We start from the raw sequence: 25,815 nt of genomic DNA, 5'->3' as shown, positions 1-25,815 counted from the left end.
TATCAAACTATGACATTAACGCAGAGCCTTAATGGCTGCGCTAAATTGCTCAACACTGCCTGCACCAACAATAATTTTATAGTCAGTGAGGGTGTTGCCGTCACGGCGACCCACAATAAATGAAGGTGTTGATTCTAGGCCCAGTGTTTTCGCCTCTAAAATAGAGTCACTCACTTTTTGATGAACACTCTTATCAGCACGACAACTATCGTAAGCCTCTTTGTCTAACTCAAATTCACTAATAATGGTGTCGATATCATCAGGAACAATGTTTGCGCCTAATTCGAATAGTTTTTCGCGCACCGGCTCATACTGGTCTTGTTGTGCTGCACAGCGCAGTAACACAGCTGCATAAGGGGCTTTAGGATGAACTTTGGATAGCGGTAACTCACGGGCTAAAAACGCCACCTCACCGCTGTCAATAAACGCTGCTTTTAACTCAGGAAACACATCTTGTTGGAATTTCTTACAAAATGGGCAATGTAAATCGGTGTACTCTAAAATAACAATCTCTGCTTCTTTATTGCCCAGCCACTGGCCATCTTTGGACAACGGCAGTACATCGGGGCGCACAAGCTCAGCCAAGCCAACGCGCACGGCCACTTCGCGTTGTACGCTTTTAAGCTCGTTGATTTCTTGTTTCAAGGCTTGTATTTCGTCATTTTGGTTCGACTGACAACCACTGAGCACCGCCGCCCCAAGTAATAATGACACAAGTCGTTTCATAGCTTCTTCCTTCTTAAAAAATAAAAAACCCCCGCCTAAGCGAGGGTTTTTTTAAACGTTAAAGCGAGTAATTAAATTACTGGCTCCACTCGTTTTGGTCAAGTACTGGCATTACACGGTCAACACCGCCAACGATGCGCTGTACAGATACACCGTGTACGCTGTCGCGTGGTGCAGTTACAGTGAACGTTAGAGTGTGACGGTTGGTGCTTGCACCAGCGTTAGAACCTAGGTCACCCGCGCCGAAACCGCCGTCAGCTGAAGTGTAGCCTTGCTGCGCTTCTGCTTCTGATACTAGCTCAGGTACGAAGTAAACTACTGAAGATTTAGCAGGTACAGTACCTAGCTGAACAGCAGTTACTTTACGGTTGTTTAGGTTACCGTTGTCTGATTCGCTGAATAGGTCAACAGTTACTTCTGCTGCTTCGTCGTGCTCGTTAGTTACACGTACGAAGTTACCTTCTGCGCTTACAGCGTAAGGTACTTTAAGTACTGCGCCGTTTACACCGATCTGGTGAGAAGTAACTTCTTCTTTACAGTGGTCAAGCTCAGTCGCTGTACCGAAGTCTAGCGTGTAAGTAGGCTTAACGTTGTAGTTGAAGTTCATTACACCGTACTCAGTTGCACCAGCAGGGATAGTGTTGGTAACTGTGTAGAATAGCTCGTTGTAGTCAGCGCCTACTAGGTTAGCAGGGATACCCGCTGGAGCAGCTTCTGCATCACCAGCTGTAGCTGGAGTGAATACGTCTACGGCTTCAGTGTCATATACTGTAGCAGTTGCTTCAGTAAGACCGAACTCACCTAGTAGAGTACCAGTTTCAACTTCTTCTTGAGTATCAAGAACACCAGTTGCAGCAGTGCGACCGTTCCAGATTGCCATTTTTACAGTTGCGCCTGGATCAGCAGATGCAATGAAAGCAGTCTCTAGGTGGTCATCAGCGTCAAGCGTGATAGCTTGGTCTAGGTCACCGCCAGCGCCGCCACGGTTATAGAATGCAGTTTTGTAAACAACTTCGTGTTGCTTAGCAACTAGCTGGTCAGCAGGAGTGGTTGCATTGTAAACAAATTCAGTACGCGCGATGATAGCGTTACCAGCTGAGTCTGAGCTTTCAGCGTTAACTTCTGCTTCTGCAGTAGTGCTGCCGTAGAAAGTGTAGAACTGTGGAGAGATATCAACAACTTTTTGAGCTGCAGATACACCACCGATGATGCTGTAACCAGTACCACCGTCAGTTACCGCTTCAGTAGCGCGGATGTTTACAACTTTGCTAGCGTTAGCAGTTGTACAAGTGTTGTTCTCAATCTTGATACCTACTGGGTCAAGGTCAGCTGCTGCTGCACCAGTTGATACGCGAGAGAATGCTAGACGAGTACCAGCACCGATAGTGATACCAGCTTTAGTGATGAAAGTGATAGTGTTAGTACCATCAACTGTACCATCTGAAGAAGCAACTGCGTCGAATGAACCATCAGCAGCTACGTCGTCATATTTAACTAGGTGGATTTGGTTTGCGTTGCCATCGAAGTTTGCACCTGATAGTTCCATAGTGATTTTAGTACCACCTGGGATATCAGTAGTAGGGATGTAAACGATGTGAAGGTCTGTATCTACACCGTCTAGTGCATCGAAGTCTACACCAAGCTCACCAGTAAGTTCGTAAGCGATCTTACCTTCAGCAGTTGGCTCAAGGTCAGCAGCAGTAGCTGCACCACGGTCAGCTTCAGCAACACAAGCAGCGCCGCCGTAGATATCAGCAAAACCTGCAACAGCTAGGCCGTCAGCACCCTTGTAAACTTCAAAACACGCTTCTGTACCAGCATACGCGTTGCCAGCTAGTACAGCTGCAACTGCAGCTGGAAGTAAAGCGACTTTATTAAAACGCTTCATTATATTTCTCCATGTATCCGGTGGACACTTTATGATTTCAGATTTTATTCACATGCTCTGTGCGCAGAGCGTAGCAAAAGTTAGATAATTTAAAGAGCCCGACCGACACTCCAGTTACTGCAGTATCAAATCCAGGCTCGAACATTATGATAAGAACTCAAGCGTAATTCAAGTCCCAATCACAAAATAAAGTTACGGATTTATTAACACACCCATAACTTTAGTTGTTGCCTATGCAAAACTGAACATATTATAGACAATCATGAACTTATAGCGAACTCAATGCAGCAACAGCAACACCCATTTGATACACAATTTGGGTTGCTTTGCTCCACAATGTTAAATTGTCCATATGTTCGTAATCCAGTGGTACCACGATTGTGTCGCCAGGCTTAATGCCAGTATCGCGATTAGACGCAAACCATGAGCCAGTATCGGGTTTTTGCACCGAACCGTTGGCGCGAATAATGTAAATACCGTCTTCGTCTGCCTTTTGTTTTAGACCACCGCTATTACGAATATAGTCATCGATAGAAAAGCCTGCGTTAAACATGGTTGATGTTGATACATGCACTTCCCCGATCACTGTTACAGTTTCCATACGCTTTGGAATAAACAGCGTATCTGCATTGCGCAACTCGATATTTTCACCACCTGCAACCACCTGGTCCATATCAATGACCATTCGCCCAAGGGCATCAGTCATGGATAGATCTTTAAGCAGATTATCCATATCGTCATAGGTGAGTTTGGCGCTACTTATCGAATTTTGGAAGCTACTTGAAGCCAAATCCCTACGTAGGTCTTCAGCTAACTTCTGTAGCATATCCTGTTCTTGCTCACGGAGGTACTCGCGGGTGAATATTGCACCTTGGGCAAAGGCGTACTGTGTTAAGCCGCCCGCTCGCTCAAGTACTTCTGCAAGCGTTTCGCCGGGGCGAATCGCATAAGCCCCTGGAAACTTAACCTCTCCCAACAAACGAACGGTTACGTTCTCTTGCCAGTTCGGTTTCGAGAATACCGTAACGGTATCCTTGCTCTGTAACGCTATACTATTCTTATCATCGGCAAGGCTTAATGACAAGTGTTTAATATTGCCTGAATTATCATTATCGGCACGTGTTACCTCAACTTTACCGACAAATGCCGACTCTTTTAGCCCGCCAGCAGCGGCTATCGCCTTCTCTACACTGGCTTGTTCCGGCATAGGATACACACCGGGGTAACGAACCTCACCATTGACATTGATCAAAGGTGCACCATTACGAGGTGAGCCTTGACGGTTTAGCTGTGACAGTAATGGCCCCAACATACGCTTACGACTAAAGACTGAATATTCACCATCTTCTAGCTCATGCGCTTTGCCTTTAAGAAGGTCGCGTACCGATAATGTTTCCTTTTCTTCTTTTTCAAATGACAAGTAGTCACTTTTTTCATCGATAAACTCGAAGAACTGCCGCGACTGATACTTATCCCACAGCGCTAAGCGCTCATTTTCAATGATTTGTTCTTTGGTGTAGGCCAACTGCTCCAGCGCGTCGATTTCATCTTCTCGGGATTCATAGCGGCTGAAGAATAATACTTTGTCTCTTGGTTGCAGAGCCACATCTTGCTGCTCGCCAGCAAGCAAGGCCAGCGGCGAAAACTGCAAAATACTGATACGCCCTGAAAGCTGGCTTTCACGAACAATAAGGGCATATTCACGGTCGGCAATTGGCAGTAAGTCATTATTAAGAGAGTGAATAAAGTCGCCGACATGCGCGCCTTTTTGCCATTGGTAATGGCCGGGGTGTGTCACCGCACCAATTAAGGTGATGGAGTTGGACAGCGACTGTGACGCTTGTGGCACACGCACTTCGTCACCATTTTGCAATTCGGTTTGCGCCCGTTGCTGAGCGTTAACAACAGAAATAACGCGACGTTCACCATTATTGCCATAACGTTTAATGGTGAGTTTGTTTTTCGCTGCATCGGCCTTCAAACCGCCACTCATACGCATAAGATCTTGAAAAGACTCTCCTTCAGAGAGCTCATAAATTGCCGGGCGATGAACTTCACCGCGTAAGGTCACACGCTTACTCGATGCAGGAACGAAAATAACGTCACCGGATTTAAGGGTATAGTCATCAGAGCTGTCACCACTGAGCAGTAAGTCATATAAGTCTAGTTCTGTGACTGTTTTACCCTTACGCTTGAGGGAGATGTGACGCAACGAGCCGATTTCAGTGATCCCTTCTGCAGCGATAAGGCCATTGAAAATGGTAGACATAGCAGGTAAAGAAAACGCCCCCGGCTTTTTCACTTCCCCAAGCACCATGACACGAATATCTTCAAGCTCGCCAATAGAGACAAATGCCTCACCACCGATCACTTCTCGCTCTATTTTATTCTTAAGTAGCTTTTTTGCCTCGTTGAAAGTAAGACCAACAACTTGAACAGGCGATAACCCTGGTAAAGCAAGACGACCATCGCGGTCAATTACCACTTCTTGAGAAAAGTTTTCTTTCCCGTAAAAAGTGACAACCAGTGAATCCCCGATATTAAGCGAGTAATCGTCTGGCACCGGCACATTTTGGTTTGCCATAAGCAGTGGCTGGCGGGTATCAAATTGGTCTTCTGGCGGGGCAAACAGCTCGTAACCAAAGGGCTTGAGCTCTTCAATCTCTGGCTTATATTTATCTTCTTCGTCTTCCTCTTCTTTGGGCTTCATAGGCAAGCTCTCGAAGGGGTTTTGTTCGTTTTTGCTCTGTTTTTGTTGTGTGCCTTGGCTAGTGAGCTCATCAATACTAATACCATATTGTTGTGCTATAGCTTCTTGTTGGGCACGAGGTAGCTTTTTAAATTGTTCGATTTGCTCTGGTGTTGGTGTTGGCATTTGCGAATTTGCCGACACTGACTGAACTGTTACCAACAGTAGCGTTACTAGTAAAAGTTTTAAGAACTTCACAACATCCCTTCCCGAGAATAGAAAAATAGAAGACAACCGCGGCATATTACCGGAATTTTGAGCGAAAAAAAACGGAAGATGGTGGTCTTCCGTTGTTATCTCGCGTTACTTGATTTGTTAAAAGTTATACACCAAGGTTAACGCGGTTTCGGTGTCAGTGTTTTCTTTGTCATCCGCAACATCGGAGTTATGAGTGACGTTAAAGCCCACTTTCATTTGCAAAGAGCCATTAATTTTAGTTAATAGCGCTGTTTCTGAACGGGTTTTAGTGTTGGTACTACCGTACTCCATCGCAACTAGCTGAGTAAATTTGGCACCCTCTGAGATTTGCCAAGTGTAATCAGCCTTTGCTAGAGCGATAACTTCACCTTCCCACTCGTCAGCCAGTAACTCACCGTCATCGCCTACTTCGGTGCTATCGTCTGGGTATTGGAAATACTTGTAACCCGGACCAATTTCCGCATTGAGCACCATGGTGTCAGTATCGAGCAAACGCAAACCGTAACCGCCAGAGACCACCGCTTCTTGGCGGTAAGCGCCAAAGTAGTCACTTAAATAGGAGCCGTACACGAATAAGTGCGCGTTTTCCTCGTTGAGCTTGTAGTTACCTTGCGCCGATGCAAAATACTTTTCGTTAGTGCGCTCAGTTACTTTAGTACCGTTGTCTTTCTCGACTTCGTCTTCTTTATAGATGCCGTCGAGCTTGTACTCGTTATTCCAGTTTTCAAGGTTGTGCTTTACGTTTAAAGCGCCCTTGAATGTAGTTGTTTCGGTATTACCACTGGTGATAATGGCACCTAGCTCAGCGTTGGCTTCCCAAGTCTTTTTTTCGCTAGCCACAGCGCTCGTTGCTACGCCTGCAGCAACGAGAACAGATAAATACTTCAATTTCATGTCAGCGCGGTTCCCCTAGTTTATTCGCTGGTTTTATGTAAATGCACATCCATTTGTGGATATGGAATACCGATGTCGTTGTCATCTAATGCAATTTTGATGTTTTCCATCAAATCAAAATACGTTGGCCAATAGTCAACGGTGTTTACCCAAGGGCGAACCACAAAGTTCACACTTGAATCAGCCAGTTCGTTCACGGCCACCGTGTATGCTGGCTCTTTTAACAGCCTTGATTCAGCATCAAGCACTGATTTTAAAACTTCTTTGGTCTTTTTAAGGTCGGCATCGTAGCTCACACCAATAACTAAGTCGATACGACGCGTTTTCTCACGTGAGTAGTTTACTATGGCGCCAGACATAATCGATGAATTAGGCATCACGATAATTTTATTATCTGGTGTATTGAGCTCGGTAGAGAAGATTTCAATTTTACGGACGCTTCCTGCTTTACCGCCTGCTTCGATGTAGTCACCTGATTTAAATGGACGCAAAATAATGATCAGCACACCCGAGGCAAAATTAGAAAGCGACCCTTGCAATGCCAGACCTACGGCCAAGCCCGCTGCACCTAGAATAGCGATAAAGGAAGTGGTCTCAACACCGACTTGTGATAGCGCCATTAAAATAGTGGCGATGAACACCAAAGCATAAATAATGTTGCCACAGAATGAGCCAACCGCTTTGTCTACCTTACGCTTGGCAAAACCTTTTTCAGTCAGCTTGCTACACCACTTAGCAAGGCGCATACCGACCAAAAAGACAATCAGTGCCAAAACAAATTGAATGGCGTAGTGAGTGAGCAGTCCGGAGTTTTCCGACAGCCAGTTTGTTATTGCTTCCATTAGCGCTCCTAATTATATGCTGATAGCCCATGACACCTTACAACTTTATGCTTTGTACCTATGCGCCGTAAAGTACCTAATCTATTATTTTCTCAAGCTGAACCTAAACGCCAACTGAACATTAGTGCAACTCAAGCAATAATAAGCCTAGCATATGCTTTTTGTGCTGTAATACTCCGTGGTTAAGCGGCTTTCATTGTGTTCACTGAACAAATTTGCAGCGAATGAATAATTATCTTAAATTTACACTTCACAAGGTGGCGGAAACTATGTATTATGCGCGCCACACATCACGAGGTGATGTATCCCCTTTGTGGCGGCTGTAGCTCAGTTGGTAGAGCCCTGGATTGTGATTCCGGTTGTCGTGGGTTCAAGTCCCATCAGTCGCCCCATTCTTTTCTTTCTTATTTTTATTCCTTATTTAAATCAAACAGCTATCAGCCCGTTTTTATTCCGTATTACGCCAATATTGTGCCTAATAGCTTGCTTTGCAAGGCTGAAGCCTTGCCTACTACACATCTTTCTGAACCTGTGGGTTGGGCTTTAGCCCAATCACGAGCTTTGCAAGGCTGAAGCCTTGCCGACAACACACCGACCGGCATCTGTAGGTTGGGCTTTAGCCCAATAACACCTTCACCCCAACACAGGCAACCTTGTAACTCTCGAGCTATAATTAAATGTCCACCATATTCAAAGGAGCTGAATATGCCTTATAGTGATTTATTAAAAGGACGTTATTCGCAAATTCACCGCGAGTATTTTATTACTTTTTGTTGTTACAAACGCACACCATTTTTTGCCTCTGCGAAACTAGCACAGCTATTTTGCACCACGATTACAACGAATGAGCAGGCTTGCGGCTGCCAATGGTTAACCTGGGTCTTAATGCCAGACCACTTCCATGGGCTTGTGTTGCTGCACCATAGCGATCTTAGCGCTTGTATACGGCACCTAAAAGGTTGCACCGCAGCCATGGTTAATCGTCAATTACAGCGTCGCGGTAAAGTTTGGCAAAGCGGGTTTTATGATCACGCTTTGCGTGAGGATGAGCAGCGCATTCACATAGCCAGGTACATCGTTGCCAACCCATTGCGAAAAGGGATTGTCTCTAGTGTGCGATTATACCCGTACTGGAATTCGATTTATTTATAGGTTGCAAGGCTGAAGCCTTGCCTACAACAAACCTACCTGCACCTGTAGGTTGGGCTTTAGCCCAATCTCGATCTTTGCAAGGCTGAAGCCTTGCCTACAACACATCTGCCTGAAATTGTGGGTTAGGCTTTAGCCCAATCTCGTGCTTTGCAAGGCTGAAGCCTTGTCTACAACACATCTGGCGGAACCTGTAGGTTGGGCTTTAGCCCAATCCCGTGCTTTGCAAGGCTTCAGCCTTGCCTACAGTAATTTGAGGTTAGGCGCGTTCGATGTCGAAACTAAGCACTTCGCGAATATGCTTTTTGCCGCAGGCAATCATCACGAGACGATCCACTCCGAGAGCGACTCCGGCACATTGTGGTAGGCCGGCATCCAATGCTGCTAACAAGCTTTCATCCAAGGCTACGGGCTCAAGACCTTTGGCAATACGTTTGTTGTTATCATTGGCAAAGCGCTGGCGCTGTTCATTGGCGTCGGTCAGCTCATTAAAGCCATTAGCGAGCTCTTGCCCTTGGTAATACAGCTCAAAACGCCCGGCAACGCGTGGGTCTTGCTCATGAAGACGCGCTAGTGCCGCTTGCGAGGCCGGAAAGTGATACACAAAACACGGCTGTTGCTGGCCAATCGTCGGCTCTATCACCATGCAAAATAGCAGCTGTAATAGGGTATCAGCATCTTCTTCATTCGCGGCGATATCGGCAAAGCCATGAATGCTTGCAAGCTGCTTCAATTCACGCAAACTTGCCGTTAACGGATCCACACCCAGCACCTGTATAAACACCTGCTGATAGCTTATATATTGGGCTTTTTCACAATCCAGTAGCTGTTGCATCAATTCGTCGATTTCAGCCATAAGGTCAAACTCATCAAAGCCTGGACGATACCACTCAAGCATAGTGAACTCAGGGTTATGATGACGGCCATTTTCCTCGTTACGAAAGGCTTTACAGATTTGGAAAATAGCCCCACTGCCTGCTGCAAGAAGGCGCTTCATCGCATATTCGGGAGAGGTTTGTAAATACAGTGGCAAGCCCTCGGCATAGCCTTGGCCCACAAACCGTGTGACAAAGCTATGTAAGTGTTCATCAGTCACTGACGCCTTACTTAGCGACGGGGTATCCACCTCCATCACATCACGTTGATAAAAGAACTGCCTAATCTGCTGAATGAGCTTAGCGCGCTGCTGCAAAGTATGAATATCGGCACTGGGCTGCCACATCACAAAAATCTCCCATAAAAAATCCCAGCGCGGCTGCCCGGGCTGGGATATACACGTATAAGGTGCTTATTTTACGCGACCCACGTACTCAGCTGAGCGGGTATCAACCTTGATCACTTCACCAATTTGGATGAACAAAGGAACACGTACCACGGCACCGGTACTTAAAGTAGCAGGCTTGCCACCGGTACCAGCCGTGTCGCCTTTTAGGCCTGGATCGGTTTCAGTTACTTCAAGTTCAACGAAGTTGGGTGGCGTTACTGCAATCGGGTTGCCGTCCCATAAAGTAATGGTGCACACATCGTTTTCTACAAGCCATTTTACGTTGTCGCCTACAGCTTTTTCATCAGCAGCGATTTGCTCAAAGGTTTCGTTGTTCATGAAGTGCCAGAATTCGCCATCTGTGTATAGATAAGCTAGGTCGGTATCCATTACATCAGCCGCTTCCACACTTTCGCCTGACTTAAAGGTTTTCTCTAATACCTTACCTGAGATCAGTTTGCGGATACGAACGCGGTTAAATGCCTGGCCTTTACCCGGCTTAACCACTTCGTTTTCTAGGATGCTGCAAGGCTCACCATCCAACATAAATTTTAGGCCACCCTTGAATTCGTTGGTGCTATAATTCGCCATCTTGTCCTCTAATAACCGTTTTTCGAGTAATTAATCCGTCAATGATACAAAGAATCGAAGTAAATTTGCATAAAAACTGGCAAAAAGAATTAGCCGATGTAGTCACTCGCCCCGAAGAACTGCTGAGTATGTTGGATTTACCCCCCGATGCGTATCAACCAGATAGTGAGGCCAAAAGCTTATTTAATCTACGAGTACCGCGCCCCTTTATCGCCAAAATGGCCAAGGGTGACGCCCGCGACCCCTTGTTATTACAAGTGCTGCCACGACGACAAGAGTTTCAGCAACACTCGCAGTACAGTGTCGACCCGTTGCAAGAACAAGATAACAACGAGCCGGGTTTATTGCACAAATACCGCTCCCGTGTCTTGTTGATGTTTAAAACCGCGTGCGCAATCAACTGCCGATATTGTTTTCGTCGCCATTTCCCGTACCAAGATAACCAACTCAATAAAGCCGCTTTGGCAGATAAACTAACCTACATTGGTAATCATTCAGAGATCAATGAAGTGATCCTCAGCGGTGGCGACCCGCTCATGGCAAAAGACGAAGCACTGGCATGGTTTTTAGATAAGCTAGAGCAACTCCCCAACATTAAGCGTTTACGCATTCACTCGCGCTTGCCGGTGACCATCCCGGCACGCATTACCGAGCAGTTATGTCAGCGTTTTGCCCAATCGCCCTTACAAATAGTCTTTGTGCACCATATTAATCATGCCAACGAGGTCGATGAGGTTTTTAGCCACGCCTGTAAAAAGCTGACCCAAGCGGGAGTAACGCAGTTGAATCAAGCGGTGTTATTGAAAGAGGTCAATGCCAATGCGGCTGCGCAAATCGCCTTAAGTGAGAGCTTATTTGCCGCCGGGATACTCCCCTACTACCTGCACCAATTAGACAAAGTGCAAGGCGCCGCACATTTTGAGGTAAGCGATGATGAAGCCCGCACTATCATGACAGAGGTACTTAGCGAACTGCCTGGCTTTTTAGTGCCAAAGTTGGTGCGTGAGGTCGGTGGCGAACGCAGTAAAACCCCCATTGATCTGCATTTAGAGCCATAAAAAAACCCGCTTAACGCGGGTTGCTTGGGGTTCATTTACGACGCGCTGCCTTGCTATTACACGTGGATATTAATGTTATTACCCAAGGTTGCCGTAGTCGAGGCGGCTGGGCTCTGCGCTGCTTTGGTCACATTACCTGCTGACTCAATCAACGCCAATGCAGCCTGGCCATCGGCTTGCTGTCGTTTCTTAGCAAGGGCCGCGCTATAAACCTCGGCGCCTTGATCGGCTCCACTCATGGCGGGAAGTGAACTTCCTGATATATTCATAACGCTACCTGACATTTTAAATGAATCCACGTACCATATCGGCCATCTGCTCTAAAGCTTTAGAAAAAAATGCACGCAATTATCGAAAAGTTAAACGAAAACCTTAAACTCGCCTATCGTCAGGCCTTAGACGCCGATCAAAAACTGGATCAGCTACAAAAAGAAGGCCATGGTAAGTTTCAAGCCTTGTTCAATCGCGACGCGGGATTCGACTTTGAAGCAAAGCGCTTTAAACCCTATGTATTAGACGTGGCCGCCGATGTCGAGGCACTTTCCCAAGCCGAGCAACTTGATGAACAAAAGTTGAAACAAACCGTGGTTAAACTGCAACATATACTCACTTTGCTGGCGACTTTTAAAGACCAGTAAAGTCCTGTTTAAAACAAGGATGTTAAAATGCAATTACCTCACTCGCTGACTTGGGTTGGCTTTGATTTAGACGGCACTTTAGTCAATACCGCTGCCGATATCTGCGCCGCCATTAATACCACGCTGGAGCATTACCAAGTCGGTCAAGTCACCGTGGACGACGTGCAAACTTGGATAGGCAACGGTATTGATAAAGCCACCGAGCGCGCCTTAGCAAAAGTGGGCGCCACGCATATTGATGTTAGCGCGGCGGCGGCGAAAGTCAGTGCTGCTTACAACCAATGTGTGACCGATTCCTCGACTTTATATGTTGATGCCAAAGCGACCCTACAAGCACTGCAGCAGCAAGGGTTAAAGTTATTACTTGTCACTAATAAAAATGAAAGCCACACTCATGCTCTGGTAAATGCACTGGGCGTTGCCGATTACTTTGATGCCATTGTCTGTGGTGACACTCTGCCCCAGCGCAAGCCAGACCCAGCCATGCTGTTTAGTGCCTTAAATAATCTCAGTCTTGATATTAGCGAAGGCGTGTATGTGGGAGATTCAAAAAATGATGTGGCAACCGCCAGAAGCGCCGGCTGCCCGGTGATCTGCGTTAATTATGGCTACAACCACGGGTTAGATATTGCCGATGCTAATCCGGATAAAATCATCACCCGCCTTGGAGAGGTCGAAACATTGCTCGCGGCGCGTTAAGCGCCTTTTGCCTTCACCCACCGCTCAGGGAGTATGCCCCCGCGTTGGCGCAATGCAAGTACAACCACCGCGAGCGTTGCCGCCACCAATAGCACCTTCAATGCCAGCGAAAATTGTAATATCACCACCGTTGAGCACACCTCAACGAATATCAACGCATAAATAAAGCGTAATACGTACTTTTCGTTGATTTTACTCATTACATACCCTCCTAGCGGTGCGCCTATGGCGACCACGGGAGCGGCGAAAAACCACGGTTCAAAGGCCACATGAGCGCCGCTTAGCTGCCCTTGTAAAATGAGCAGTACACTGCCAGTCACAGAAAGTATCGCCATAAAACACACTGTGGTTGGGATCAGTGCTTTGGCATCGAACTTTTGCCGCAATACCAGGTAGAAAAACAGCAAGGTATCGGCTCCGGCGCCAATATATGCCGAGAGTAACCCGCCCAGTGTGGCGATAAGATACAGCGACCAGCTGTTTCGCCACTGCAGCAACCGCGTATCACAGCGCTGCATCAATAAGTAACTACAAGCCAATAGCAAGAAACTAAAGGTGATCTTAAGTGGTTCACCGTCAACCGATAATGAAAACCCACACGCTAAACCAAATAAAGCAAAGGGCATTAATCGCGCCAGCAGTGACCAATATATGCGGACCCCGCGAGAAACAAAAAAAATGGTGGCAAAGGTCATTCCCACAGACTGAATCGCCAATGAGAAGACCTTTGCGCTGTGTGCTTCAAACCCGAATAACTTAGTGAAGACCGGAAAAGCAACAGCTCCGCCACCTAAGGGCGTCGCACCTGCGACAAAGGATCCTAATACCATAGTCAACGATGTTCCCCAGTTATGCACAGCATCAGTGACACTGAACTGCGTCGCAAATGCTGAACTCCACGCTATAAAAAATAGCGTCAGTAAAGTGGGGTAAAGATAAGCTCTTTTCATCGTTATTGGTTGCTCGTTACAAAATATGAACACGCTTAAGGTGTCGCGTTAACCCTTCACCTTGAAAGCGGTGGCGACCATGCAACATGGCATGGTTATCCACCAGCAAGTAATCGCCTTGTGTCCACTGATGGGCGTAGAAGCTATCGCTGCCATATAGGTGAGCTATCAGCTCACGCAAAAAAGCGTCACCTTGCGACGAGGACATGCCCTGCACCTGGGTCTCCACTGGATTAACGGCCATATTATCCTCATTGAAGGGTTCAATAAAGCGCATTCGCTGACGTTTAGTCGCTGGATGCGGGCTAATCAGTGGCTCCTCAATAGCCCCACCATAATGCGCTTTTTTCTCAGCAAAATAGCGGATCACCTTGTCTTGATACTGCTGCAACTGCTGGGGTGAACAGCTCTCAAGCAACCTACAGGTATTCACAAAGGTGGTTTCACCGCCACCACTCATGGCACTACTTTGTAGACACTGAAAGAAGTTAAATCGCGGCGTTGCCCCTGCAAAGGCACCATCCCAATGCAGCTCAACCTTTCCTTGACTAAAAATATGATTTTGCGGCTGTTGGTTTATTTTTAAATCCAGCACATAGCCAAAATCCCACGCCAGCAGCGGCCCCAGCTTTTTCGCAAAGGCCACCATTTGCTCATCGCTGCTGGGGTCAAAGCCACGCAGCAGCACCATACCTTGGTTCAAGATCACTTGCTCAAGTTCGGCAATGTTTAAATGTGCTAGTTTCTTAGCACCGCTTTCTCGTGCGTCAATCGTGAAGCACGCCGGTGAGACCTGTTCGCTGATCATAACTGTGGCTCTCTGTGCATACGCTCATAGTGGCTGGCTTGGCCATTAATGAACACTAAGACACAACCCAGCTGCTCGGCTTGCTCCCGAGGCATCAAACTGTGCTCGTCGCCATCTTTAACGAGTACCGAGTGCCAAGGCGTGGTCCACACGTCGTTTTGCGATACCAGTGAAATGCCGATTTTCTCAGAAACCAGATACTGCGGGTGAATCGATAATCGCAGCGCCTGAGGCAACTCCTGTTTCAACAATCGCCCCCACGCATTACTGCGCTGAATAACACGGTAAGCGGCGGTTTTAGCAACCTTTTGCAGCGCTGTGCGGCTATGTTGAGAAAACTTTTCGATACCCGAGAAATCTTCTAACATGAAACGGGTAATGCCCTTGTACATGGTGCTGGCTTCTTTCTCTGTTTTAATGCGCTGACGCAGAGATTTTAGCGTTTCACCGTATTCAATCATCAGCTCCTCACGCAATACCGCGAAGTCATTGACCTTGTCATATACATCTTCGAGGTTAAAGAAGTCGAAATAATCTGGATAATGTTGATTGGCAAAACGACGCAAGCCGTTTACATACTCACTGACATGGGCGTCGCTGACATGGATAATATCGGCGAAAACGCGCCCATCCGAGCAAATTGTTACTTTTGCACCTGGCTCATAAACCTCTTCAATTTGCTGACATAATTGCACCAGCCGCTCAAATGCAAAAAACTCTCCTTTATCTGGCAGATAGCCCAAGGTTTTGTTGCGATTGGGTGATTTTGCAGGAAAGGCTGGCAGCACCATATTGATGGGCTGCTGGCGGTGAACAAAATCCAACACCTTTTCATAATGACCGGCTATTTGCTCGTCAAACGCCACATCTTGCTCAATCGGTAGCAGCCGCCGCTGGGCAAAAATGAGTTCTAAAATAGCCCGCGCAGTGGCATCCGCCGTGTGTGCATTAACCCTGTTGTTGTTTGCTAAATTTTCCATTTTTGTGCTCTTTGTTCTGTCAGTATCAGTGTTTAAATAATTCCATCGCGTGGGTAAGCGATAGCTTGTCATTAATTGCTGCTTCGACCACTAGCGGCATTTTTTCTTCATCAAAGTCCATACGCTGAATTTCACACAGACTGCGTAAGAACCCTAAATAAGTGACTTCCAATAAGGCCTTATCGAGTTCGGCTATGGCCATCTCGTCTAACATGACGCCTCGGCTATGGGCGTGTTTCATGCGGCACTTGGTGAGCTCTATATCAAAGAAGTGACCGCGATTAAGGCGATACTCTTGGCCTTGGATCAGCTGGATAAACTCATCTTTAAGTTCATGAATGCGGGAAATCGCCGCCCCTTGCACCATGGCCAGCGCTTTTTCATTCAGCTGCTCTTGGCTCATTTCACTCATGCTCGGGCAATAACCAAAATGGCGCGCCATGGACGAAGGTAAAATAAAGCCGAACCAATGCATTAATAAGGCTTCAAAATGCGTGCGGTGCACCTCGTAGCTGCCGTGGTAGTTCCCGGTAATATGCAGCATAAAGCTCTCAAACCAGCCTAAGAGGTAGGCATTGAAGGCCTTGGTTTTGCCTGCAAACATGGCCTCGTTACCGGCTAAATCCGCCTCTATAAGTTCACCGATCATACGATTAGCATCGGTCAAATAGGCCGAGCCCGGCGATAACAAGGGGTCTAAAAAGGCCGATGACATGCCGGTGAGGAACCAACGATCAGTTGAGAACGACTGCTTGGCCCGCCGTGATAGCCGCTTCATGGCTTTGTAATCCTGCAATTCGAAGTGGCTGCCCAGAATTTCCTGCATACATTTATGCGAGCGTAAAAATTCCACGAAGTCGTCACTGGTTCTCACATTTAAGCTGACATCGGTATTTTTAGCGGTTACACCGATACTGACTGTGTGCTCATCCAATGGAATGAGCCATAACCAATACCCTTTATACATAAAGTGGTTGGTCGCTAATGCGCGGGTGGTAAAGTTGGTACGTGCACGCCACTGCTCACTGCCCAGGCTATCGAGTGGCGTGGTAAACTTAAACCGCGCCCAAGCTGAGCTCACAGAATGGCGATGATCTTGCGACTCGATTAAATCCAGCTTTTTACCCAGCGGCGCAGCAAACCCGGCGGCATCGACTAAATAACGACAGCGAAAGGATTTGTCTGCGGTTTTCACGCTGTGACCATGCTCGCCATCGAGTTCGATATCGCTGACCGTCTCACCCAGTAAAACGTCCACACCAATATCTCGGTTAAAGCGCACTAGGTCGTTATCAAACTTAGCGCGATCAATTTGGTGCGCCGGAATACCGTGATACCAGGTGCGCCCGAGCTCACTCATTTCCTCGACATTGAGATCACGGTCGACGCTGTCGAAGAAAAATCGCAAACCATGTTTGTACAAATGGTTGGTGTCTAGGTAAAAGCCCAGTTGCAGATCACTGGCGGCATAATCCCAAAACGATTCTAAGGTTGATTCCCCGACCCAAGAATTAAATGACTTTTTGCGCTCTAACACGGTGACCGATAGCTCGGGGTGTTTTAGTTTTAATTGTCGTGCTAAGCAACCACCAGCCATTGAACCACCGATGATCACAACATCACTATACTGACTTACCATACATGCTCCTTACAGGTAATAGGTCAATCTTACTTCTATAAAGTCATCATCTCGGTAGAGGTAAAGCGGCTGCTGTGGCTGTTGTTCAACAAACATCCGGGCCTCAATATCAAGACTCAACTGACTATGAATACGGGTTTCGAACTCACCCTTAATGGCGATGGAATCGCCGCCATTATCGATAAGGGCTCCCAATAACAAGGTGGTGGCATCGGTGTCGTTCCAAGCGAGGCGAGAGCCTACAAAGCTGCTATTACGATATATTTGATTTTCCCGAGCCTCGGCGTCGGTGTCGCGGTGCAGCTCCAGCAACAGACTGAGATCTTTACTGCTGCCCGCCACCCCATAAAAGTAATATTCTCCCCCTAGGGTATAAGCCCAGCTATTCCCACCGTAATCATGGTTGCGGTGCACCGCTTCGAGCTTACCGAGCCAACGCTCACTGGTGTATTGCGCATCAAGGCCCCATTGCTGCAAGGCGCTGTAAATGGCTTGTCCTTGGCCTTGCCCGGTGATTTCAAAGGCTGGGGTTTTATCTAAACCGTGGAAGAAATAAGCACCGACATCCCAATCATCGAGCACCGTGGCATAGCGCAGCGCCAGTGATTCCCGAGTGTGCTCAGATAAACCGACGAAGCGCTCTTGGCTAATGGCCACTGGCAATGAAAAGCGCTCATCGGGTTGGCTGTAATCGCGGGAGCGAAACCAAGGCATAGATAGCAGCGATAAGGTGCTGTTTTCGGTGAAGTAATCAACCTGCACCAGTAGTTCGCCAAGTTTCTCTTCGCCTTCAAAGTTACGTGCAGGAATACGTTGATTGACAATATCCACCAAATGACGAGACTCGGCGACGCCCCAAAATACCGTGTTCATACCGGCGCTTAGCTGCCAGTTATAGAAGGTTTTCTGTAAGTAAGCCTCTTGTAAATCCCATTCAGGCAGGGCGCTATTGGTCGCGGCCACAGTCACCACCGGCTTTATATGTGCTTGTATACCCGAGGCGCGGGAGCGGTAATCAAGCTCAAGCCATAGCCTTGGGTCCCAAGCAAAGTTATGCGTTTGCTGGACCCGAGCACTATCGCCGTTGTACTGCCGGGCGCCGAGCTCTACCGCAGGCGTTATTTGCCATTGACCATACACGCAAGGCGCAAACACACAGAGCAATAGCCACCACTTCCTGAACATCACTACATCCTTACTTCAATGACGATTTAACAAAATCGCGATTACTTAAGCGCACAGAGAAATCGTAATCAGAGAACACCAAGGTGGTTTTTTTACCGCTTTGATGGTTTTCCATATGCATGGTTTGTGGTCGCCAGAATTTGTCTTGATAGTGCTGATAATCAGACAAGGTCAGGGTTTTAAGATGGGCTTCTTTACGGTCGTAAAAGTCGATTTTGCGCACTTGGTAATGGCTTAAGTCAATTAAGGCGCGCTGGCGGGTATAGCCAGAATTTTCATACTTGGGAATACGATCGACCACCGCACAGGTGAACTCACCGCATTGCTGCTCATTAATATAGCGATATTCGTACTTATTGAGCTCTTGGGCGGTAAAATCTTCAAAAGCAAACTCACTGCCCACAAAGGGGCCCGATTTATTCGCCGAGGAAATGCGCTTTACGCGTTTTAGCGCAGGAAGATAAAGCCATTGATCGTCTGGCTCTAGTATTTGCGCATGCGATAACAGCTTGGTGTCTTGTACATCGGCCGGGGAGTTAAAGACAATAAGGCTTTTATCGCCTTTATTTTCGTCGGCCACTTCTTTGGTGAGCATGCTTAAGCTGCGGCTCGATTTACGCCCGCTGGCATCTTCAAGGTGCATCATGACATCGACACGACTCACGCCAAAGCCGCGATCGGAGCGGTCACTTTGTGCCGCAATTTCATAGCCTCGTTGTTGCGCATCACTGGAAGCTGCGGCAGCCCAAACTGGGGTGATAAATGTGACTGCCGATAGCACGGCAAAAGCACTAGGAATTAATGGCTTCATGCGGGTTCTCCTTAATAGCTGAAAGACTCGGTTGAGATGAGGTAGACGGGCGTGCCACAAGCATGAGCAGCGCCGGGAGTAATAAGAAATCAATGATCAGTGCCATCACAATGGCCAGCGCCGTTAACATGCCCATTTGCGCGTTGATCATAAAGGTGGAGTAAGCCAGCACCATAAAGCCGCCCGCTAAAATTAAGGTGGTTACGAAGATGGCCTCTCCGACAGTGGTAAACGCATATTCAATGGCCGCTTGCGGCGTAAGGCCGCGCTCTCGCCGAGCTCTTAGGTACTTGCTGAGGAAGTGCACGGTGTTATCGACAATGATCCCTAACGAAGTTGAGGTCACTGTGGCTGCCGCAACCCCCACTTGCCCCACTAACAGTGCCCATACGCCAAAGGTGAACAACATCGGAATGGTATTGGGGATCAAGCTTAAGAAGCCATACTTAAGGCTACGTAAGGTAAGGATCATAATCAGGCAAATCGCGATGATGGCAATGGCATTACCACTGAGCATGCTTTGTGCGTTACGTTGGAAAATATGTGAAAACATTACCGTAGCGCCAGTGGCTTTGGCATGCATCGCCGCTGGCGTGTTGCTTTGCAGCCAGCCTTCAGCGCGCTCAATAAAGGCCTGAATTTCTGCAGTAGACAAGTTATCCAGCGTCAGGCTTAACCGTGAAGCCGATTTATCCATACTGACGCGGTCAGTTAAATCGAGGCCAAAGGGCAGTGACATCTCGTACAGCAACAGATACTGCGCCGCCAACTGGCGATTATCAGGCAAGCGATATAGCGCCTCGTTATCCTGATGCATATTCTTATTTAAGCGTTTAATAATGTCGGTGTAGCTATACACATGGACTACTTCTGGCTGTTGACGTAACCATGTGGTGAAATCTGCCAGTCCCTGCTGGTACTCGGGTTTACTGACGCCGCCACTTTCACCACTTTGAATGTCAAACTCCACTACATAAATGCCTGTTAAGTGCTCCATGGTGAAGTCGGTATCGCGACGAAACTCAACACGCTGATCAAAGTAGTTTACGAACTCGTCATTGAGCTCAATTTGCGGAATAGCCAAGCCACAGCCAATGCTCAGTAGCACTGTCGCAGCAATAATCATTCGATACTTTTTCGCGACCTGATTACCAAAACGCCCTAACCACACATTCAGCCCGTTGCGCTTTTTCTTATAGGTTTTCTTATCCGGCAAAATAGCCAGTAAACAAGGCAGGAATACCAGTGAGAGCAACCAAGCAGCGGCGATGCCCATAGCAGTGATATTCCCTAAATCAGCAAATGGCGGCGCATCAGACATATTTAAGGTTAAAAAACCAACGATGGTGGTGATACTGGTAATGGACACGGCAACAAAATTGACCCGTAAGCTCTCTTTAATTGCAGCGAGCTTGTCCATGCCCTCTCTTCGCGCGCTAGCGTAAGACAACAGCACATGGATGCTATCGGCAATGGCCAAAGTGAGAATAATGGTCGGTGCGGTGATGGATATAGGCGTAAGCTCTATGCCGATATAGCCAGTTAGGCCCATGGCCGCAGCGCTGGCAAGGATCACTACGCCCACCGCAGCAATGGTACCGGGAATACTGCGCAGGCTCATATACATCACCACGATGAGCACTAGGTACATAATCGGCGTGAGGGTTTGCGCATCGGTTTGCCCAGCCTCACTAAAGGCGTTGTTGAGCATAGAAATGCCACTAATAGCAAAGGTAAGCTCAGGGTGCTGCTGCTTCATTTGCGCCACTAAATCACGCACATAATTCACCGCTTTTGGCACTTCCGCCAAAGACTCCCCTGGATATTGCACGGTAATATTAATACCCGAGGTGCGGCCATTGTTGGCAATCAACCGATTGGCCAGTAGCGGTTCATCAAGGGCTATGCGTGCTTTTTCTTGCAACGCTGGCCAAGATAATTGCTCGGCATTTTTGATCAGATCGGCGACGATAAGGTCGTCTTGCTCAGCATAGGTATGTTGGAAATTAGTGATAGAGTCGACACGACTCGCAAAAGGGGTTTTCCACGCCTGTTCGGTGAGCTGCTCCACCACCTTCGCATGATTAGGCGTTAACCCTTGACTTTGCTCGTCGTGCACGACGATCAGAATGTTGTCATTTTTACTGTATTTGTCTTGGAAGTTCTCAAAGGCAACGAGCTCTGGGTTCTCAGGGCTGAAAAACGCCCGGTAGTCGTTCGAGAAAGTGAGCCCTTTAGCTCCTATTGCCAGTGCGATGCAAATCAGCACACTGACAATAAGCAATAGCCAAGGGTAGCGTGTCACGCACTGCCCCCACCGCAGGGCTAAGTTGCTAATAAAGTGGTTCATTATCACTCCTTATAACAGAACACACATTCTGATAATAGTAAAAAATAACGCCTCAAGTGAGGCTCTTTATTTTCATAATAGCACAGTACCTTATTCGGGTTCAGCCATCATGTCGAATATAGTCGTCAAATATTGCCGTAATGTGTCACGATGAAAATCACTGCGAGCCATCACTGCTACGCCTTGCAACACACCGAGTAAGCACACGCTTAAATCAAATGCACTGAGCTCCTGGCGTACTTCGCTACGTGCTTGAGCTCGCTCAATAAAATGCTGAAACTGTGCGGTCAGCTTGGCATAAATATCACGCACAATGCTGTTCACATCCATATCTGTTTCACCAATCTCGGTAGCTGTATTGCAAATAAGACAGCCATTAGCGCCATGCTCAGCAATGTTCTCGCTGTACATGGAGAAAAAACAGCGTAGGTCTTCAAGCTCACCATCACTTTGCGCAATGCGCTTTAACCCTGGGCTAATTTTGCTGAGGGAATACTCTTGCAAACACCGTTTGAACAGTTCTTTCTTATTACCAAATTCTTGGTAAAAACCATACCTACTCACACCTGTTGCTTTAACCAACTGCTCCATTGATGTATCGCGGTAACCTTGGCGCCAAAACATAATAGTTGCCTTGCGCAGGGCTTCACTTACATCAAATTCTCTGGTTCGTGCCATAGGTTGTTCTCTGCTTAGCGTTTTTAAGAATGTACATTCTGAAATAGAAAAGATCAAGTTAAGATCAAAAAGAAAAAGCGCCCATTGGGCGCCTAACTTTGCCTTAATTAAATAGTGCTAGTCGCTAGCGATAGGCTTTCTTCGGCTCGATACCCAGCTCAGGCAACAAGGTTTTCTCAAACCACGAGCTTATCAAGCGAAAATCATAATAGTTGGCTTCGTTGGCTCGAGGTGAGCGAATGCGATCCATAAACTGCATGTCTTTTAAATCCGCTTCCCCTTCACTGACCACGTTACCCTCGGCATCGGTGACCGAGTAAGTAAAGTTAATCTTAGGCATGTAAATAGGTTTAATCACGCGGATCTCATTCATCCCAAAGCGCACATCGCCGGCCAAATCGAGGTTGGTGATCTCAGCGTTAAACACATACCCTTCAGGCAGATTTTCTGCTTCTCTACTAAAGTGCTTATTAAAGTTTTTAACCAGTCGCTTGTGAAACGGTCCTTTTACTTCATTAGCTGGACGCGCATCGGTGTAATCGTCTAAGTCATGCCATTTGATTTTTGCTTCGCCAGCATAGCTACTAAGGGATGTAACTAATGCCGCGATTGCCAAACTGTAGCTCAGTGATTTCATCATACTCTCCAATTGCGTACGTCTATCTACTATAGACCGCTTGTTGTGTTGTTTGATTACTAAAACACCGCCAAGTTCGTAACAATTAGTAATCATTAATAACTATTTGTAGCCTGTGTACCCAATCGAGTCAACGCCCAGCAACTAACCCCTCTGAGTTTAACAGTTTGCCTCGTCGAATCTCTCATTTAGCAGCAGCGACTTTTTATTGCTTGAGTCTAACGTTCGCTACTTTTTGAGCGCCCAACCAATAGGGGTTTCTAAGCCAATACTCGTTGCCGCTTTCAGCTTTCTCTCAGTACGCCAGAAGAACGAATGTTGCTGTCAGGGCCTAGTTTGGGATGAAATTCAGCAACCACGAAAAAACCCAGCCGAAGCTGGGTTTTTATTAAGCGAGATAGCTTGAGGGATGATTACATCATGCCGCCCATGCCACCCATTCCGCCCATGCCACCCATATCAGGTGCAGCTGGTGCGTCGTCTTTAGGTAGTTCAGCAACCATCGCTTCTGTGGTGATCATTAAACCGGCTACCGAAGCTGCGAACTGCAATGCAGAGCGTGTTACTTTCGTTGGGTCAAGGATACCCATCTCTAGCATGTCGCTGTACTCGCCTGTTGCCGCGTTGTAACCGTAGTTACCTTCACCACCTTTGACTGCGTTAACAACCACTGATGCTTCATCACCAGCGTTAGAAACGATTTGGCGAAGTGGCGCTTCCATAGCGCGTAGGGCTACATTGATACCATGATTTTGGTCTTCGTTGTCAGCGGTAAGTGAAGCAATCTTAGTTGCCACACGAACCAGCGCTACACCACCACCAGGTACAACACCCTCTTCAACCGCAGCACGCGTTGCGTGTAACGCATCTTCTACGCGGTCTTTCTTCTCTTTCATTTCAACTTCGGTCGCAGCGCCGACTTTGATTACCGCAACACCGCCAGCTAGTTTCGCCATGCGCTCTTGTAGTTTCTCTTTATCGTAATCAGACGTCGCTTCTTCGATTTGCGCTTTGATTTGACCAACACGGCCATCAATCGCTTCTTGCTCACCAGCACCATCAATAATGGTGGTGTCATCTTTGGTGATTACTACGCGCTTCGCTGTACCTAAGTCTTCTAGTGTCGCTTTTTCAAGCTCAAGACCGATTTCTTCAGAAATCACCGTACCACCGGTTAGGATGGCGATGTCTTGTAGCATCGCTTTACGACGGTCACCAAAACCAGGCGCTTTAACCGCAGCTACTTTAACGATGCCACGCATGTTGTTAACAACCAGTGTTGCCAGTGCCTCACCTTCTAGATCTTCAGCAACAATCAGCAATGGCTTGCTAGTTTTCGCTACCGCTTCTAGGGTAGGTAGAAGCTCACGGATGTTTGATACTTTTTTGTCGACCAATAGGATGTGTGGGTTATCTAGTTCAACAACACCTTTTTCTGAGTTATTGATGAAGTAAGGAGAAAGATAACCACGGTCGAACTGCATACCTTCAACAACATCCAGTTCATTCTGTAGTGATTGACCTTCTTCAACAGTGATAACACCAGACTCACGGCCTACTTTTTCCATTGCTTCAGCAATGATTTCACCAATTTCTTTGTCAGAGTTGGCTGAGATAGTACCCACCTGAGCAATGGCTTTGTTATCTGCACAAGGCACAGAAAGGGTTTTCAATTCCTCTACTGCAGCGGTAACGGCTTTGTCGATACCGCGCTTAAGGTCCATTGGATTCATACCCGCAGCAACAGCTTTAAGGCCTTCGTTAACAATTGACTGTGCTAGTACGGTTGCAGTCGTGGTACCGTCACCGGCAGCGTCATTCGCTTTTGAGGCTACTTCTTTAACCATCTGCGCGCCCATGTTCTCGAACTTGTCTTCAAGCTCAATTTCTTTCGCTACAGAAACACCATCTTTAGTGATTGTGGGTGAGCCAAAAGACTTATCTAGAACAACGTTACGGCCTTTAGGACCTAAAGTTACTTTTACTGCATCTGCTAATACATTTACGCCTTTAAGCATTTTAGTGCGGGCGTCATTTGCAAAACGTACTTCTTTTGCTGCCATTGTTTCTTTCCTCTAAATTCTGTTTAAACCAAGTGTGTCAACATCAAGGGGTGAGTTAGCTCACGATACCTAGGATGTTGTCTTCACGCATAATTAGGTACTCTTGACCGTCGATTTTTTCAGTCTTCTCAACGTAAGAGCCGAACAACACAGTGTCGCCCGCTTTTACTTCCAATGCGCGTACTTCGCCGCTATCCAATACTCGGCCGTTACCTACTGCCACTACTTCACCTCGCGATGATTTTTCAGCCGCAGAACCAGTCAGCACGATACCGCCAGCAGACTTGGTTTCTTCTTCTAGACGCTTAACGATCACGCGATCATGTAAAGGACGAATGTTCATTTGTTTGTTTCTCCTAACAGTTTCTGAACAACTACAGAAAAGTCATTAAAATTTAGTTGCCATATCTAATGGGGGTCGAGGTTTTAAAACCCAAGAGTAAAAATTAAAATTTTTTACTCTTTTCGTTCATATTCACCTTCGATGGTGGTGTGCTCTTCGCGACGCTCACTGTGTTGATGCTGTTGGTGGCTGTGAAATTCAGCACTGAAGGTGCTTTGCCCCATACCTTGGCTCATGCGCACTTGCGCCTGAGAAGCAAAGGTTGCGGCCATTTTATTGCGCACTGCTGGCGTCAGTAATAAGAAGCCGAATACGTCGGTCACTATACCGGGCGTCAACAACAGAACGCCAGCAATGATGACACAGATACCAGTAAACATTTGTTTTGCCGGCATTTGCCCTTGTGCCATTTGCACCTGCGCCTCACGCATTGCACCAACGCCTTGTTGCTTCACCAGCTTAGCGCCCAAAATCGCGGTAACGATAATTAAGGCAATGGTGGCAACGCCGCCAATCACCTCGCTTAATTGAATCAATAGCGCGATTTCAATGATTGGAACAATGATAAATAGTAAAAAAAGTGCTCTGAACATAACGGCTCTCATAAAAGTCGATGAAATAGAATTGAGGTTGATAAGGTCAGATTTCAAGTCATCTGTTGTCGCTCTATGGGCT

General features: G+C 47.1%; 24 protein-coding genes and 1 tRNA gene. 5 read left to right on the top strand and 20 right to left on the bottom strand.

What is annotated here, in order from left to right:
* Positions 1 to 15: 15 nt before the first annotated feature.
* The 5 genes from MHM89_RS07960 to MHM89_RS07940 form a co-directional block, all read right to left on the bottom strand.
* Complete coding sequence (locus MHM89_RS07960; RefSeq protein WP_239408557.1) at positions 16 to 726, bottom strand: thioredoxin domain-containing protein; 711 nt, start codon at positions 724 to 726, stop codon at positions 16 to 18.
* A 76-nt stretch (positions 727 to 802) separates the two neighbouring features.
* Entirely contained in the window at positions 803 to 2,614 is a 1,812-nt protein-coding gene (locus MHM89_RS07955) for a hypothetical protein (protein WP_239408556.1), read from the bottom strand.
* 268 nt (positions 2,615 to 2,882) lie between these two features.
* Positions 2,883 to 5,561, bottom strand: coding sequence for an SLBB domain-containing protein (locus tag MHM89_RS07950; protein ID WP_239408555.1), 2,679 nt, complete (start codon positions 5,559 to 5,561; stop codon positions 2,883 to 2,885).
* A gap of 117 nt (positions 5,562 to 5,678) precedes the next feature.
* The gene (locus tag MHM89_RS07945) at positions 5,679 to 6,455 is read right to left on the bottom strand and encodes a DUF481 domain-containing protein (RefSeq protein WP_022945994.1); all 777 of its coding nucleotides are present in this window, start codon (positions 6,453 to 6,455) and stop codon (positions 5,679 to 5,681) included.
* A gap of 20 nt (positions 6,456 to 6,475) precedes the next feature.
* Positions 6,476 to 7,297: a mechanosensitive ion channel domain-containing protein gene (locus MHM89_RS07940; protein WP_022945993.1), complete on the bottom strand. Its 822-nt coding sequence runs from the start codon at positions 7,295 to 7,297 to the stop codon at positions 6,476 to 6,478.
* Between the two features lie 316 nt (positions 7,298 to 7,613).
* On the opposite strand from MHM89_RS07940, the gene MHM89_RS07935 reads away from it, so the two are divergent.
* A tRNA-His gene (locus MHM89_RS07935) sits at positions 7,614 to 7,689 on the top strand.
* Positions 7,690 to 8,002: 313 nt separating this feature from the next.
* Positions 8,003 to 8,449, top strand: coding sequence for a transposase (locus tag MHM89_RS07930; protein WP_151173261.1), 447 nt, complete (start codon positions 8,003 to 8,005; stop codon positions 8,447 to 8,449).
* Between the two features lie 256 nt (positions 8,450 to 8,705).
* Here the strand turns inward: MHM89_RS07930 and epmA are convergent, their stop codons facing one another.
* On the bottom strand, positions 8,706 to 9,668 hold the full coding sequence (gene epmA, locus MHM89_RS07925; RefSeq protein ID WP_239408728.1) for an elongation factor P--(R)-beta-lysine ligase: 963 nt from the start codon (positions 9,666 to 9,668) through the stop codon (positions 8,706 to 8,708).
* 66 nt (positions 9,669 to 9,734) lie between these two features.
* Complete coding sequence (gene efp / locus MHM89_RS07920) at positions 9,735 to 10,301, bottom strand: elongation factor P (RefSeq protein WP_022945989.1); 567 nt, start codon at positions 10,299 to 10,301, stop codon at positions 9,735 to 9,737.
* A 41-nt stretch (positions 10,302 to 10,342) separates the two neighbouring features.
* Here efp and epmB point away from each other — a divergent pair, with 41 nt between their 5' ends.
* On the top strand, positions 10,343 to 11,359 hold the full coding sequence (epmB, locus tag MHM89_RS07915; protein ID WP_152440186.1) for an EF-P beta-lysylation protein EpmB: 1,017 nt from the start codon (positions 10,343 to 10,345) through the stop codon (positions 11,357 to 11,359).
* A gap of 56 nt (positions 11,360 to 11,415) precedes the next feature.
* Here the strand turns inward: epmB and MHM89_RS07910 are convergent, their stop codons facing one another.
* Positions 11,416 to 11,628 carry a hypothetical protein gene (locus MHM89_RS07910; protein WP_130148167.1) on the bottom strand — a complete coding sequence of 71 codons (213 nt, stop codon included), beginning with the start codon at positions 11,626 to 11,628 and terminating at the stop codon, positions 11,416 to 11,418.
* Between the two features lie 69 nt (positions 11,629 to 11,697).
* Here MHM89_RS07910 and MHM89_RS07905 point away from each other — a divergent pair, with 69 nt between their 5' ends.
* Positions 11,698 to 11,997: a hypothetical protein gene (locus tag MHM89_RS07905; RefSeq protein ID WP_045980396.1), complete on the top strand. Its 300-nt coding sequence runs from the start codon at positions 11,698 to 11,700 to the stop codon at positions 11,995 to 11,997.
* A 27-nt stretch (positions 11,998 to 12,024) separates the two neighbouring features.
* A complete protein-coding gene (gene gph / locus MHM89_RS07900; protein ID WP_239408554.1) occupies positions 12,025 to 12,696 on the top strand; it encodes a phosphoglycolate phosphatase in 672 nt (223 codons plus the stop codon).
* On the opposite strand, the gene MHM89_RS07895 is transcribed toward gph, so the two are convergent.
* The 12 genes from MHM89_RS07895 to MHM89_RS07840 all read right to left on the bottom strand — a co-directional run bounded on the left by MHM89_RS07895 (position 12,693) and on the right by MHM89_RS07840 (position 25,733).
* Positions 12,693 to 13,646, bottom strand: coding sequence for a sulfite exporter TauE/SafE family protein (locus tag MHM89_RS07895; RefSeq protein ID WP_239408553.1), 954 nt, complete (start codon positions 13,644 to 13,646; stop codon positions 12,693 to 12,695). The two genes, gph and MHM89_RS07895, sit on opposite strands and share 4 nt — an antisense overlap.
* 16 nt (positions 13,647 to 13,662) lie before the next feature.
* A complete protein-coding gene (locus tag MHM89_RS07890; protein WP_239408552.1) occupies positions 13,663 to 14,454 on the bottom strand; it encodes a TauD/TfdA family dioxygenase in 792 nt (263 codons plus the stop codon).
* A complete protein-coding gene (locus MHM89_RS07885; RefSeq protein ID WP_045980399.1) occupies positions 14,451 to 15,434 on the bottom strand; it encodes an isocyanide synthase family protein in 984 nt (327 codons plus the stop codon). The genes MHM89_RS07890 and MHM89_RS07885 overlap by 4 nt, the downstream gene beginning before the upstream one ends.
* A gap of 25 nt (positions 15,435 to 15,459) precedes the next feature.
* Entirely contained in the window at positions 15,460 to 17,073 is a 1,614-nt protein-coding gene (locus MHM89_RS07880; protein ID WP_022945981.1) for an NAD(P)/FAD-dependent oxidoreductase, read from the bottom strand.
* Between the two features lie 9 nt (positions 17,074 to 17,082).
* The gene (locus MHM89_RS07875) at positions 17,083 to 18,258 is read right to left on the bottom strand and encodes a hypothetical protein (protein ID WP_239408551.1); all 1,176 of its coding nucleotides are present in this window, start codon (positions 18,256 to 18,258) and stop codon (positions 17,083 to 17,085) included.
* 10 nt (positions 18,259 to 18,268) lie between these two features.
* Positions 18,269 to 19,069, bottom strand: coding sequence for an outer membrane lipoprotein-sorting protein (locus tag MHM89_RS07870; RefSeq protein ID WP_239408550.1), 801 nt, complete (start codon positions 19,067 to 19,069; stop codon positions 18,269 to 18,271).
* On the bottom strand, positions 19,050 to 21,419 hold the full coding sequence (locus tag MHM89_RS07865; RefSeq protein WP_026111263.1) for an MMPL family transporter: 2,370 nt from the start codon (positions 21,417 to 21,419) through the stop codon (positions 19,050 to 19,052). The genes MHM89_RS07870 and MHM89_RS07865 overlap by 20 nt, the downstream gene beginning before the upstream one ends.
* 90 nt (positions 21,420 to 21,509) lie before the next feature.
* Entirely contained in the window at positions 21,510 to 22,097 is a 588-nt protein-coding gene (locus tag MHM89_RS07860) for a TetR/AcrR family transcriptional regulator (protein WP_022945979.1), read from the bottom strand.
* 124 nt (positions 22,098 to 22,221) lie between these two features.
* Positions 22,222 to 22,737, bottom strand: a complete 516-nt coding sequence (locus tag MHM89_RS07855; protein WP_235045758.1) for a DUF3016 domain-containing protein — start codon at positions 22,735 to 22,737, stop codon at positions 22,222 to 22,224.
* A 410-nt stretch (positions 22,738 to 23,147) separates the two neighbouring features.
* Positions 23,148 to 24,797, bottom strand: coding sequence for a chaperonin GroEL (gene groL, locus MHM89_RS07850; RefSeq protein ID WP_045980403.1), 1,650 nt, complete (start codon positions 24,795 to 24,797; stop codon positions 23,148 to 23,150).
* Between the two features lie 55 nt (positions 24,798 to 24,852).
* Entirely contained in the window at positions 24,853 to 25,140 is a 288-nt protein-coding gene (locus MHM89_RS07845; protein ID WP_022945976.1) for a co-chaperone GroES, read from the bottom strand.
* Between the two features lie 113 nt (positions 25,141 to 25,253).
* A complete protein-coding gene (locus tag MHM89_RS07840; RefSeq protein ID WP_022945975.1) occupies positions 25,254 to 25,733 on the bottom strand; it encodes an FxsA family protein in 480 nt (159 codons plus the stop codon).
* Positions 25,734 to 25,815: the final 82 nt, after the last annotated feature.

Source organism: Pseudoalteromonas sp. CNC9-20, assembly GCF_022347875.1.
GTDB classification, from domain to species: domain Bacteria; phylum Pseudomonadota; class Gammaproteobacteria; order Enterobacterales; family Alteromonadaceae; genus Pseudoalteromonas; species Pseudoalteromonas ruthenica.
This window is presented reverse-complemented; position numbering and strand designations above follow the sequence as displayed.